This is a genomic window from uncultured Henriciella sp., from assembly GCF_964005855.1.
In the GTDB taxonomy this organism is placed as follows: domain Bacteria; phylum Pseudomonadota; class Alphaproteobacteria; order Caulobacterales; family Hyphomonadaceae; genus Henriciella.
Map to the genome: position 1 here is coordinate 91,982 of NZ_CAXFSW010000002.1, position 12,531 is coordinate 104,512.

Below are 12,531 nucleotides of genomic sequence, written 5' to 3' on the forward strand. Positions count from 1 at the left end.
TTGATTGTCCATTAAACCTCTGATGACACGATCAGGGGATGCGCCTCGTCTATGCCATACTCTTTCTGCTCGCCCTCATAGGGGCCGTCTTCGGACTCGCCGTGATTACGCAGCCCGACCCGGTGGAGTTGTGGACACTCTTGGAAGGCCCGCTGGAGGCGAGCCATATTGGCGAAACCCATGCCGCAGACGTGGCAGACTATGAGCGGGGCAGTGAGTCGCGACTGGCGGTCCTCCTCACGGATGAGGGCTCAAACTGGCTTGGGCTCGCACATGGCCTGAAGACGATTGGTGTGCCCTTTGTCATCACGCGCGAGACTGATCGGGCGCTGCGCCACGATGTCGTCCTGGTCTACCCGGTGATCTCAGGCCGCAACACGGATCAGGAAACCCTTCGTACGCTTGCGAGATTCCCGCAGAATGGCGGAACATTGATCGCGACAAATGTCCTTGGCGGCGGCCTCGCCCCTGTTTTCGGGTTTGAGGGCGTCACCGAATCCAGATCGCACACCCATCTCACCTTCGATGACGACTATGCCATAACCGCCGATTTTCAGGCGCTTGGGCAAAAGACCATCAAGATTGGCAGCGAGACGCAGCTGGCGACGAATCCTGGAACAAATGCATACCTCTCGCCGCGCCAGCGCCCGGTTGCTGTCTATGAGGACGGCTCGGCGGCCATCGTGCGCCGCGACTATGAAGAGGGCACAGCCTACGCGCTCGGGATCGACCTCGGCCAGCTGCTCCTGAAGGGATATAACTTCAAGGAAGCAGACGTGGCGGAGACCTATGCCAACCGCTACCAGCCGACACTAGATACGCTTCTGCGCCTGGTCGCCGCCATCTATCGCGAAGGCGAGCCCGACGGCGTGACCCTTGGGACTGTCCCTGACGGCAAAAAACTATCGGTCATGATGACCCATGATATCGATTACAGGAAATCGGTCCGCAATGCGGTCAAGTACGCCGAAATGGAGGCACTCAACGGCGTCCGCTCGACCTATTTTGTGCAGACAAAATACATTGAGGATTTCAACGATCAGAGCTTTCTGGATGAAGAAGGGGTCGGATACATACTCAAACTGGAAGAACTCGGTGCCGAAATCGCCAGCCATAGCGTCTCGCACTCGCTCCAGTTCAACGCATTTGCCCTCGGCACTGGCAGAGAGGTGCTGCCCTCCTATCGTCCGTTCGTCCGCGATCTGGAGGCAACGACCGAGGCCAGCATTATGGGCGAATTGCGGATCAGCAAATTCATCCTCGAATCCCTGATCAGCGAACCGGTTACCTCGTTCCGGCCTGGCTATCTGAGGATTCCGACCCAGCTTCCCGAAGCTCTGCAATGGGCCGGTTATTCCTACAGCTCGTCTGTCACAGCCAACAAGTCACTCACGCATTTCCCTTTTCGGCTGACGGCCGGCCGTCAATTCGACACCAATACGGATATTTTTGAGTTTCCGATCACCATTGAGGACGAATTGCCGCCGCTCTTGGGCGAACGCCTGGAGGAAGCAAAGACGATTGCTGACAAACTCGCGGCCTATGGCGCCACCATGGTTGTCCTCAGCCATCCCGATATCCTTGGACACAAGTTTGAGTTTGCGGAGGGCTTCATCGATCACGTCAAACCCTATTCATGGATCGGCACCGTATCCGATTTTGGTGACTGGTGGGCGGCCCGCGATGCGATTGGCGTTGATTTAGACGACGCTGGCGGTGTCAGATCGGTAAGGCTGAACTGCCCAACTCCGATAAAAGGGCTGACGCTTGAGGTGCCAGAAAGCTTCGGCGTGCCCGGCCCCCTATCCGGCGGCAAACTCATTCGAGCCGAAAGCGGCACCTGGCTTGTCGACTGCATAGATAAAGTAATGCGGATCGAACTGGCCAAAACGACAGGTATGCCAGGGAATTAATCGACTGTCCTGTCCCCCACGTCACCGATAGGCAGGCAGGTTTTCGCTGATACGCTACCGGAAAAGATAAAACCGGGAGGCCCGCACCATGACCAAGACCGATCTTTTCGAGCCCGTGACCTTTAACGGCCTGACGCTCAAGAACCGCATCGCCCTGTCCCCACTGACCCGCGCCCGCGCCACGCCAGACGGCAAGGCCGGCAAGCTTCAGGCGGATTACTATTCGCAGCGCGCGAGCGCCGGTCTCCTCATCACCGAAGCCACCGCAGTCGTTCCCGGCGGGCGCGGCGGCCCGATGCTGCCGGGCCTTTGGGAAGACGCGCAGGTCGAGGGCTGGAAAGAGGTGACAGACGCCGTCCACGCGAAAGACGGCCTGATCTTCAGCCAGCTCTGGCACGCCGGCCGGCTCAGCCATTCCTCGCTCAGCGCCGACGGCAAGAGCCCGCCGGTCTCCCCGTCGGAATACAGCCAGCCCGGCGAGATCTTCACCGAGACGGGCCCCCAGCCCTATGAGCCGGTCCATGTCATGACAAAGGCAGAGATCAAAGGCATGGTCGGCGCCTATGAGGCCGCCGCAACCCGCGCGAAGAAAGCCGGCTTTGACGGGATCGAGCTGCATGCGGCCCACTCCTATCTCATTTCCGCCTTTCTCAATGACATGACGAACCGGCGCGATGATGAATATGGCGGCTCCATCGAGAACCGCGCGCGCTTCCTGAAGGAGATTCTCGAAGCCGGCCTCAAGGTGTGGGACGGCAAACGTATCATGATCCGCCTTGCTCCGCTCGGCCACGCCTACGGGACCTGGGATACCGACCCCGAACCGCTCTTCAACCATGTCGTCGACATGATGAATGATCTTGGCATTGGCTGGCTCGACCTTGTCGAAGGCGATACTGGTGTCACCCGCACACCGGAGCCCTATTTTGACGTCCTGAAACTGCGCAAGCGCTTCAAGGGCCTCACAATCCTCAACAATCTCTACACACGCGAGATGGCAATCGAGGCGCGCGAGAAAGACAGCGGCGACATTATCGCCTTCGGCCGTCCATTCATCGGCAACCCGGATCTGGTCGAACGCCTGAAAGCCAATGCCGAGCTGCATGAAGCCCCGCTGAAAGCCTATTATGGCGGCGGCGCCCGCGGCTATACGGATTTCCCGACGATGGAAGAGGCGTGAACCGGCCTCGAGCTAGCTTGGCCTCCAAGCGCAGGATCTATATAAGTCATCAGGTGAAGAGGACTTCCATGAAACAGGCCATTGGCGCATGTCTCGCGCTTTCCGTTTTTGCGATCAGCGCCCCTGCAGGCACGGCGCAATCGCCGGACGGGGATGGCGAGCTAGCGGGGGCCGCCGGTGAGGCTGCCCTCAAAGCATGCCTCGCAGCAGCCGGGGCAGATAGCGGTGCTCGCCACGATTGTATCGGCACGATGGTCGACGCCTGCCCCGGCAATGCCGGCTCAACTCTGTCCATGGTGTCGTGCGTCAGCGAGGAAACCGGCTTCTGGGATACGCGCCTGAATGCCGTCTACCGGGACCTCATGGCCGCTTACCGCCAGCAGGATGAGGACTTTGCAGACGGCTACGACCTCACCGCGCGCCTTAGTGAGGTCCAGCGCGGCTGGATCGAGTGGCGCGATGTTAAATGCAAGTTCGCCTATGACGAATTTCGCGGTGGCACGCTCGGGCGGATCACGGGCGCGGACTGTATGCTTCAGATGACGGCCGAACGGGTCATTGAGCTTGAGACCCTGCTCGAGACCGCACGCCTCTAGCCCTCCGCAACGTCACCGCTGGGCTTTGAGCCGCTGGATGGTAGGCTCCGGATCAATAAGGGAGATACGCCATGGCCGACACCGCCACCACGTTCGAGGAAATCCTCTATGAGGTCGCCGACAATATCGCGACCATCACGCTGAATGCACCGGACCGGATGAACACCATTTCCGGCCCCATGCTGGACGGGCTCTCAAATGCCCTTCTGAAAGCCGATGCCGACCCGAACGTGCGTTGCGTGATCCTGACGGGGGCGGGCCGTGCGTTCTGTGCCGGGCTCAACCTGGAAAGCGCCACCAAGGGCGAGGAGATGGGCTCGGGTGCCATCTCATCGGCCAATCTTGATCTGCGTAATACCCCGCCCACCATCCTCTTCAACATGGACACGCCGACCATCTGCGCCATCAATGGCGGCGCGGCCGGTTATGGCATGGACACTGCCCTTGGCTGCGATATCCGCATCATGTCGGACAAGGCCAAGATGGCCGCCGCCTTCACCAAGCGCGGCATCCTGCCGGAAAGCGGCGGCACCTGGTTCCTGCCGCGCATGCTCGGCTGGGAGAAAGCCTGCGAGCTCATCTTCACGGGCCGCACCCTCAAGGCCGATACGTGTCTTGAAGAGGGGCTCTGTTCAAAGGTGGTCGCGCATGACAGCCTGATGGATGAGGCCCGCGAGCTTGCCACCGAGATCGCCTCGAACGCCCCGCTGGCCGTTCAGGCCTCCAAACGCCTGATGCGGATGGGGCTGTCAGAGCCGTTCACAGAGCATGTCCATCATGTCTTCCTGCAGCTTCTGCCGTTGATGCGGTCAGAGGATGCGCGCGAAGGCATGATCGCCTTCCTCGAAAAGCGCGAGGCGAACTTCAAGGGCCGGTAGGCTCAGGGCTGGAAGCCGGCAACCTCCAGGGCGAGCGCCTGCGCGTCGGCCTCTGCCCCGAACCGCCTCAGGGTCGAGATGACCGCCTGCAGCGTCATGGGCGAAAGCTCGCCCGGCGCGCCGTCTGTTGCATTCAGCAGAAGCAGGATCGCTTCGCCATGGGCGCCGCCGCGCGCAGCCGCCTCCATGGCGACCAGCGCACCGCCCGGTGTACCGGCTTCATCAGCCGAGGCATCGACCAGCGCCTTGCGCGCCGCCACGGGCAGCGAGATATCGAACCCCGCCCAGATCGAGAACAGCTTGAGGGCGTCTGCCTCAGCCTCCGGCGAGGCATCGTCGCCGACAAGCTGCGAAACGACAGCCTCTACGGCGCCGCGGTCGCGTTCGCGCGAAAGCACCATGCTGTACCCGCGCATACGCGCCGTCTGCCGGCTCGCGCCGCCCGCGGCGTCTTCAGCGGCATCCAGCCAGAAATTTGTCAGCGACGCGTTTTGCAGCGCCAGCGCGGCATTCGCAAATTCAAGCGCCTGCGAGGCCGTGACCGCATCCACGGGGAATGATTTCAGGTCCTCCTGGAAGAGCCCGGCCATGGTGCGATAGTCCACTGCATTATCGCTCGCCGCCTCAAGCGCGGCGACAAGCGCATCGGCCTGGCGCGTCTCAAGCGATGCCTGCGGACTATCCAGGCCGAGTTCAAAAGCCTCGTCCTCAATATCCAGCGTGCCTTCATTGCGCAGGTCACGCGCCGGCTGGCTCATCGGGCGCGGCTCCTGCGTCAGCAGGTAGAGCGCTTCATCAGCTGGCGTTTCGGGCTCAAAAGCCGGCACATTTACATAGTCGAGATAGAGCGAACGGTATTGCGGCGAATCCAGCAGCCCAGCACCGGTCGCATTGCGCGCGGCCACCAGGCGCAGCGCCAACGGGTTGCGCGTGTCATTGGCATAGTCAGCGGCCAGGTCAGGGCGCGCAGCCTCTAGCGCGTCGGCTGTTCCCTCCAGCTCGGCAAGCTGGGAAAGCGCGACCTGCAGGCCGGACCCGAAGCGGGCCTCGGGCCGCTCATCCGCCTCGGCAATGATCGCAATGGCCGTCTCGGTCACCCAGGGGTCCGCGCCTTCTTCACCGGCCGCGAGCTCCAGCGCGAGTTCTGCTTCGGCGAGATTGCCGCTCTCCACCCCGCAGATAATGCGCAGCTCCAGCCAGAACCTCTCCGCCGCTTCCGGGTTCATCTGGTCACAGACAAGGCCGAGCTCTCCGGCGGCGAGCCGGTTATCCGCGATGATCGCATCGGCATCGACGCCGTCCGGTACCTCATCGACCTGCCGGCCCAGCATGGCGACGGCCCGGCGCTCGCCGAGCGCCTCCAGCAGCCGCAGACGCTCTGCCTGAAGCGCATCTGCATCCTCGCCGGACGGTTTTGCCGATGGAGAACGAAGCAGGCGGCTCAGAAGCTCACGTTCTGCCTCAGTCATCTCCTCGATATTCAGACCCTCCATGAGGGAAAGGAGGAAATCCGCTTCCGACGAGGCCCACACCCGATCGCTGATCGCGGTCTCGCCGCGCTCCAGCAGGTTGCTGGTCCAGCCGCTGACATCCTCCATGCCGCTGGAACGGATCTGCGCGCCCGCGGTGAGGCTCAACGCCCCTGCCAGCAGCACCGGCGCGATGAGCCTAGAAGACATTGTCGATCTCCATCCGCACTTCGCCCTCGTCCGGGCGCGCATTATCGACCTCGGTTCCCAGCCACCAGAGGGCAGCCACGACACCGATGATCAGGACAGCGAACAGGATGAACCATTTGCGCATTCTTGGAGGACCTCTTTTGCGGCTGCTTCACCGCACTTGTTGCTCGTCGACGTTGAGTCTGTATAGGACAGTCAGGAGCGAGCTTAAAAGCCCATGACCGCAAAGAGTAGTTACACCGCAAACGCAGCACGAATAGGGCAGACCATTTCGAACCGCACTGTTGCGCTCGTTGGACTGATGGGCGCGGGCAAGTCGACGGTCGGCCGGCGGCTTGCCTATGCGCTTGGCCGTCAGTTCTATGACAGCGACGATGAGATCGAGAAAGCTGCAGGTCTCTCCATCTCCGATATCTTCGCCCTGCACGGCGAGGCCGAATTCCGCCGCGGCGAGCAACGTGTGCTCGAGCGCCTTCTCAGCGAGCCGCCCCATGTCCTGGCAACAGGCGGCGGCGCCTATCTCAATCCCGACACGCGCACCCTTCTGCGTGAGCACGCCATCACGATCTGGCTGAATGCAGACCTTGAAACGCTGTGGCGGCGTGTATCCAAGCGCGGGCACAGGCCGCTGCTGAAAGCCGACAACCCAAAAGGCGTTCTCAGCCGTCTCCTCGATGAGCGTGCCCCAATCTATGAGAAGGCCGACATCGTCGTCACGAGCCGTGAAGGCCCGCACCGCGCGACGGTGAACAGTATTCTCAAGGCGCTCGATGAGTGGAGCAGGACCCATCATGACTGAAACCATCGCAGCCCATCACAAGGTCCGCGTCGAACTCGGCACGCGCAGCTATGATATCGAGATCGGCGCAGGCCTGCTTGGCCAAGCGGGCAGCTATCTCGCTCCGCTCACGCGCCAGCCACGGGTCTTTGTGCTGACCGATGGCACGGTGGGAGGCATTTATGCCGGCCCACTCGAGGAAAGCCTGAGCAAGGCAGGCCTGCAAATGCGGCTGAAGGCGGTCTCCGGCGGCGAGGGCTCGAAGAGCTGGGCGGTCCTCGGTGAAGTGCTGGACTGGCTGCTATCCGAAGGGGCGGGCCGCGACGATGTGCTCGTCGCTCTCGGCGGTGGCATTGTGGGGGACCTCACAGGTCTGGCCGCCTCGCTGATGAAGCGCGGCATGACCTTCGTCCAGATTCCCACCACACTGCTGGCCCAGGTCGACAGTTCGGTTGGCGGCAAGACAGCCGTGAATGCCGAACAGGGAAAGAATCTGATCGGCGCCTTCTACCAGCCCGCGCTGGTGCTGGCAGATACTGACGTCCTCTCCACCCTGCCAGAGCGCGAACGCCTCGCCGGCTATGCCGAGGTGGTGAAATACGCCCTGATTGACGATCCTGCGTTTTTCGACTGGCTGGAGAGCCACGGATCCGATGTGGTCGGCCTCGAAAAAGCCGCCCTCGCAGAGGCGGTCGCCATTTCCTGCCGCGCCAAGGCACGTATCGTATCAGAGGATGAGCGCGAATCGGGCGTGCGTGCCCTTCTCAATCTCGGTCACACCTTCGGTCATGCGCTTGAGGCGGTGAACGGCTTCAGATCCTCACTGCTCCATGGCGAGGCGGTTGCCGCGGGCATGGCCCTTGCGCTTGGCTATTCGGCCCGGCAAGGCCTGATGAGCGCAGACGATGCCGCGCGCGCCGCCGCCCTGCTTGAAAAGTCAGGTCTGGTGACACAATTGAACCGCTTGCCGGGTGGACCTTACACATCGCACGCGCTGACCGAAGCCATGAAGCAGGACAAGAAAGTCCGGGCCGGACGCGTGCCGCTCATCCTTGCCCGGGGTCTCGGCAAGGCATTCATCCAGCCTGATGCCGATCTCGCCGATGTAGGCGCGTTTCTAGAAGAGGAGCTCCAGCGGAGCTAAGCCATGATCATCGGAACCTTTATCGCCATCCTCTGCCTGCTCGGGATGTCGGCTTTCTTTTCAGGCTCGGAAACAGCCCTCACCGCCGCCTCGCGCACACGCATGCACCAGCTGGAGCGTGAGGGAAACAAGCGCGCGGCCGCTGTGAATTCGCTTATTTCGGACCGCGAGCGGCTGATCGGCGCGATCCTGCTTGGCAACAATCTCGTCAATATCCTCGCCTCGGCGCTGGCAACGACGCTTTTCGCCTCTCTCCTGCCTGGCGCGACCGGCGTTGCCGTCGCGACGGCGGTGATGACCATACTCGTCCTCGTCTTTGCCGAGGTCCTGCCGAAGACCTATGCCATCACGCGGGCCGATCGTATGGCGATGTCCGTCAGCAAGCCGATCACCTGGCTGGTCGCCGCGGCTGCGTGGATTGTGATCATCATTCAGGCGATCGTGAACTTCACCCTCCGCATGGTGGGCGCGAGCGCCCCGGACGCCGACTTCACCGCCGAAGAGGAAATTCGCGGCGCCATCGACTATCACCATTCAGAAGGCGGCATGGACGAAACCGACCGCCACCGCCTCGTTGGCGCGCTCGATCTCAAGGACATGACGGTCGAAGAGGTGATGATCCACCGCAAGAACATCACCATGCTCGACAGCAATTCACCCTCCGGTGAGATCATCCGCCAGGCGCTGAACAGCCCGCATACGCGCATCCCCCTCTACAATGCTGACGATGACGAGATTACCGGCATCCTGCATGTGAAGGATCTTCTGCGCGCCGTCGTTGCCCAGAAGGGCGACATTGATGGCATCGACATGACGGAGCTCCTGCGTGAGCCGTGGTTCGTGCCGGAGACGACACCGCTGCAGGACCAGCTCGACCTCTTTCTGAAAGAGCGCAATCACTTCGCCCTCGTCATCGATGAATATGGCGAGCTTCAGGGCCTGCTGACGCTGGAAGACATCCTTGAAGAGATTGTGGGCGACATCCGCGATGAGCATGACGTGCCGGTTCAGGGCGTCCGCCCGCAGTCCGATGGCTCAGTCATTACCGAGGGCTGGGTCACCATCCGCGACCTCAATCGCGCAACGGGCTGGCAGCTGCCGGACGAAGAAGCCGTCACCGTCGCGGGCCTCGTCATTCACGAGGCCCAGACCATTCCGGAACCCGGCCAGCGCTTCGCCTTTCACGGCCACCGCTTCGACATCATCCGCAAGACCCGTAACCAGATCACTGGCCTGCGCGTCGCACCGATCCCGGATGAGCCGGCCGAAGAATAGCTGCCCTGAGACGGCTCGCCTGCCTACTGCGCGACCCAGCCACCATCCATCTGCATCAGCGCGCCATTGATCTGATTGGCTGACGGGCTGGTCAGGAAGACCGCCATGTCGGCGACCTGTTCCACCGTCACGAATTCCTTGGTGGGCTGAGCCGCCAGCAGGACGTTCTGCTTGACCTCCTCCTCACTGATCCCGCGCGCCTTTGCCGTATCAGCAATCTGCGCGTCAACCAGCGGGGTATGGACATAGCCCGGGCAGATCGCATTGCAGCGGACCCCATGCTCGGCGCCCTCAAGGGCGACTACCTTGGTAAGACCCGCAATACCATGCTTGGCCGCCACATAGGCTGCCTTGTACGGAGATGCGACAAGTGCATGCGCGCTGGCCGTATTGATGATCCGGCCCCAGCCCTTTTCTTTCATCGGCCCCATGACCATGCGCGTGGTGTGAAAGGCCGCACTGAGATTGAGCCCGATGATGAGGTCCCATTTATCGACGGGAAACGCCTCAATGGGCGCCACATGCTGGACGCCGGCATTGTTGACGAGGATGTCGACACCGCCAAAATCGCGCACCGCATAGCCGATCAGGCCTTCAATCGCCTGCGGATCGGTGAGGTCGGCCTCGGAAAAACCGATCTCGACATCGAACTCGGACCTGAACTCCTCGATCAGCTTTTCATCTTCGCCGGGCTTGACCAGCCCGTTCAGGATGACGTTGGCGCCTTCGCGCGCAAAGCCCCGCGCGACCGCCTTTCCGATACCGCTGGTTGAACCAGTGACCAGGGCCGTTTTTCCAGTGTGCAACATGTGGCATCCGTTCTGCTTGAGTGACCTGTCCCGCTTGTTTAGGACAGACCGTCGAAACAAAATAGTAGAGGTCCCGCATGGGTTCCGTCTTTCAGTCCTTCCAGGAAGGATTTCCGACATTCCTGATCTGGACCGGCACCGCCGGTCTCATGCTCATTCTCGCTGTCGCGATATATATCCTCCTCACCCCGTGGAAGGAACTGGCCCTCGTCCGGGGCGGAAACGGGACAGCCGGCCTGGCGCTTTCGGGCGCAATCGTCGGCCTCGCCATACCGCTCGCCTCCTGTCTGGCCTCCAGCGTTTCATTGCCGGACCTCCTGCTCTGGGGTATCGTCTCGCTGATCCTGCAATTGCTGGCCTACCGCTTCACCGATCTTCTGCTGAAGGACCTGCCGAAGCGCATCCAGGCCGACGAAGCTGGCGCGGCCATCGTCCTCATCGGGACAAAGCTCGCCAGTGCCATGCTCCTCGCTGCCGGCCTCTGGGACCCGGCCCTGCAACGCTTCTGATCGACAGGAAGGCCCTGACCGCGTGCTGAGACACACCCCCGACTGGCTGGTTTACCTGCTTGCGCTTGCAGCGCTCGTCATCGGTGTGTTCTCGATATCACCCGAACAGAACGCGCCGCCCGCGACCCCGGACTCGGTTGAACGCGAAGGTGCGACCCTTCCGCCGCCATCGGCTTTCGATGAGGCGGTGCTTGTACGCGTGGAGGCGCCGCGCGACGGCATCGGCACAGCTTTTTCAATTAATGCAGATGGCTACTGGATGACGGCGCGCCATGTCGTGGACGGCTGCAGCGACGTCTCCCTGCTTGTAGCGCCTAACCGCTATCTCCCCGTTCGCGATGTGTCGATTTCGGACACCAATGATCTCGCCCTGCTCTACGCGCCGCCCAGCATGACTCCTGTGGCGCTGGATATCTCCAACGATCTGCGCGTCGGCACCTATGGCTATCATGTCGGCTATCCGCAGGGGCGGCCCGGCGAAGCGGCCAGCCGGCTTATCTCGCGCTCACGGCTCATTTCCCGCGGGCGGCATTCCGGTGAGGAGTCGGTCCTGGCCTGGGCAGAAACCGGCCGGACATCTGACCTTGAAGGCACGCTGGGCGGTCTTAGCGGCGGCCCGGTTTATGATTCCGACGGCAAGGTGCGCGGCGTCATCATTGCCGAAAGCCCCCGCCGCGGCCGCATCTACAGCGCCTCGCCGGAAACGATCCGCACCTTCCTCGCCGAACAGGATGTGGTTCCCCTGGGCGAACGACCCGTTCCCTTCGAGCCTCATTCCTATGGCGGCTCGGCAGACCGCGTCCGCCAGAGCCTGCAAGTTGTGAAGGTCGCTTGCCAGGTGGACGACACCGCAAGGAATGAAAGCGCGTCATGAGTTTTGCTGACCGTCTGATCGCCGCGACCGACGAATTCGGTCCCCTCTGTGTCGGTCTGGACCCGCATGCGGGCCGCATACCGGACCTTTTCGGCGGCGACACCCCCGAAGGGCTTGAAGCCTGGGGCCTCGCCATGATTGAGGCGGTCAAGGGCCGCGCCGGTGTCATCAAGCCCCAGTCCGCCTTCTATGAGCGTCATGGCTGGCAAGGCATGCGCGCGCTTGCCACCATTCTCGAGGCCGCACGTGAGGCGGGGCTCACCGTGCTCATGGACGCAAAACGCGGCGATATCGGCTCAACGGCAGAAGGCTATGTCTCTGCCTTTCTCGCCAGCGACGCGCCGTTCCCCTGCGATGCCCTGACCGTGAACCCCTATATGGGTCTCGATACGCTTGAGCCCCATGTCCGCGCGGCTGAAGAGCACGCCAAGGGCGTCATCGTGCTTGCCCGCACCTCCAATCCCGGCTCAGCCGATTTCCAGTCGAGATCACTGGAAGGCGCCCCGCTCTTCGAGCGTGTGGTCGAGGCTCTCGCCCCCATGATCGAACGGCTGAAGGGCGAGAGCGGCTGGTCCGGTCTGATGCTGGTGACCGGCGCCACCGGTCCTGACGAGGCCCGCCGCCTGCGCGCGCTTGCACCCGATGCGCTTTTCCTCGTCCCCGGCTATGGCGCGCAGGGCGCCAGCGCCGCCGACGCCCTGTCGGGCTTTGTGCCTCGCGGCGGCAGACTGGCCGGCGGTGTCGTCAGCGCCTCGCGGTCGGTAAGCTTCCCGCCAGAGGCTCAACAGGCCCGCTCCCTTGCGGACTGGCGCCAGGCCATTATTGCCGCCACCAACGCGGCCCAGACCGATCTCATGGCGGCCGCCACGAAGCTGACCTGACGCGTCTGACCTGAC

13 protein-coding genes are annotated in these 12,531 nt (G+C 62.4%); 10 read left to right on the top strand and 3 right to left on the bottom strand.

Annotated features, from left to right (window positions below):
- Positions 1–38: 38 nt before the first annotated feature.
- From ABNU55_RS03500 to ABNU55_RS03515, 4 genes are all read left to right on the top strand, one after another.
- A complete protein-coding gene (locus ABNU55_RS03500) occupies positions 39–1,913 on the top strand; it encodes a polysaccharide deacetylase family protein (protein ID WP_348764232.1) in 1,875 nt (624 codons plus the stop codon).
- Between the two features lie 88 nt (positions 1,914–2,001).
- Complete coding sequence (locus ABNU55_RS03505; RefSeq protein WP_290751019.1) at positions 2,002–3,093, top strand: alkene reductase; 1,092 nt, start codon at positions 2,002–2,004, stop codon at positions 3,091–3,093.
- 68 nt (positions 3,094–3,161) lie between these two features.
- The gene (locus ABNU55_RS03510) at positions 3,162–3,689 is read left to right on the top strand and encodes a lysozyme inhibitor LprI family protein (RefSeq protein WP_290751021.1); all 528 of its coding nucleotides are present in this window, start codon (positions 3,162–3,164) and stop codon (positions 3,687–3,689) included.
- Positions 3,690–3,760: 71 nt separating this feature from the next.
- Positions 3,761–4,567 carry an enoyl-CoA hydratase-related protein gene (locus tag ABNU55_RS03515; protein ID WP_290751023.1) on the top strand — a complete coding sequence of 269 codons (807 nt, stop codon included), beginning with the start codon at positions 3,761–3,763 and terminating at the stop codon, positions 4,565–4,567.
- 2 nt (positions 4,568–4,569) lie between these two features.
- On the opposite strand, the gene ABNU55_RS03520 is transcribed toward ABNU55_RS03515, so the two are convergent.
- Together ABNU55_RS03520 and ABNU55_RS03525 are read right to left on the bottom strand one after the other, a co-directional pair.
- Positions 4,570–6,246, bottom strand: a complete 1,677-nt coding sequence (locus tag ABNU55_RS03520; RefSeq protein ID WP_290751026.1) for a hypothetical protein — start codon at positions 6,244–6,246, stop codon at positions 4,570–4,572.
- Complete coding sequence (locus ABNU55_RS03525; protein WP_290751028.1) at positions 6,236–6,370, bottom strand: hypothetical protein; 135 nt, start codon at positions 6,368–6,370, stop codon at positions 6,236–6,238. The genes ABNU55_RS03520 and ABNU55_RS03525 overlap by 11 nt, the downstream gene beginning before the upstream one ends.
- A gap of 93 nt (positions 6,371–6,463) precedes the next feature.
- Between ABNU55_RS03525 and ABNU55_RS03530 the strand changes: the two genes are divergently transcribed.
- The 3 genes from ABNU55_RS03530 to ABNU55_RS03540 are packed head-to-tail and all read left to right on the top strand — an operon-like array spanning position 6,464 to position 9,443.
- On the top strand, positions 6,464–7,045 hold the full coding sequence (locus ABNU55_RS03530) for a shikimate kinase (protein ID WP_290751030.1): 582 nt from the start codon (positions 6,464–6,466) through the stop codon (positions 7,043–7,045).
- Entirely contained in the window at positions 7,038–8,168 is a 1,131-nt protein-coding gene (gene aroB, locus ABNU55_RS03535; RefSeq protein ID WP_290751031.1) for a 3-dehydroquinate synthase, read from the top strand. The genes ABNU55_RS03530 and aroB overlap by 8 nt, the downstream gene beginning before the upstream one ends.
- Before the next feature lie 3 nt (positions 8,169–8,171).
- Entirely contained in the window at positions 8,172–9,443 is a 1,272-nt protein-coding gene (locus tag ABNU55_RS03540) for an HlyC/CorC family transporter (protein WP_290751033.1), read from the top strand.
- A 23-nt stretch (positions 9,444–9,466) separates the two neighbouring features.
- Here the strand turns inward: ABNU55_RS03540 and ABNU55_RS03545 are convergent, their stop codons facing one another.
- Positions 9,467–10,252 carry a 3-hydroxybutyrate dehydrogenase gene (locus tag ABNU55_RS03545; RefSeq protein WP_290751035.1) on the bottom strand — a complete coding sequence of 262 codons (786 nt, stop codon included), beginning with the start codon at positions 10,250–10,252 and terminating at the stop codon, positions 9,467–9,469.
- 77 nt (positions 10,253–10,329) lie between these two features.
- Here ABNU55_RS03545 and ABNU55_RS03550 point away from each other — a divergent pair, with 77 nt between their 5' ends.
- From ABNU55_RS03550 to pyrF, 3 genes are read left to right on the top strand one after another with little or no spacing between them, the layout of a single operon-like run.
- The gene (locus ABNU55_RS03550) at positions 10,330–10,761 is read left to right on the top strand and encodes a DUF350 domain-containing protein (protein WP_290751037.1); all 432 of its coding nucleotides are present in this window, start codon (positions 10,330–10,332) and stop codon (positions 10,759–10,761) included.
- 22 nt (positions 10,762–10,783) lie between these two features.
- On the top strand, positions 10,784–11,635 hold the full coding sequence (locus ABNU55_RS03555) for a S1C family serine protease (protein WP_290751039.1): 852 nt from the start codon (positions 10,784–10,786) through the stop codon (positions 11,633–11,635).
- The gene (gene pyrF / locus ABNU55_RS03560; protein WP_290758038.1) at positions 11,632–12,516 is read left to right on the top strand and encodes an orotidine-5'-phosphate decarboxylase; all 885 of its coding nucleotides are present in this window, start codon (positions 11,632–11,634) and stop codon (positions 12,514–12,516) included. The genes ABNU55_RS03555 and pyrF overlap by 4 nt, the downstream gene beginning before the upstream one ends.
- Positions 12,517–12,531: the final 15 nt, after the last annotated feature.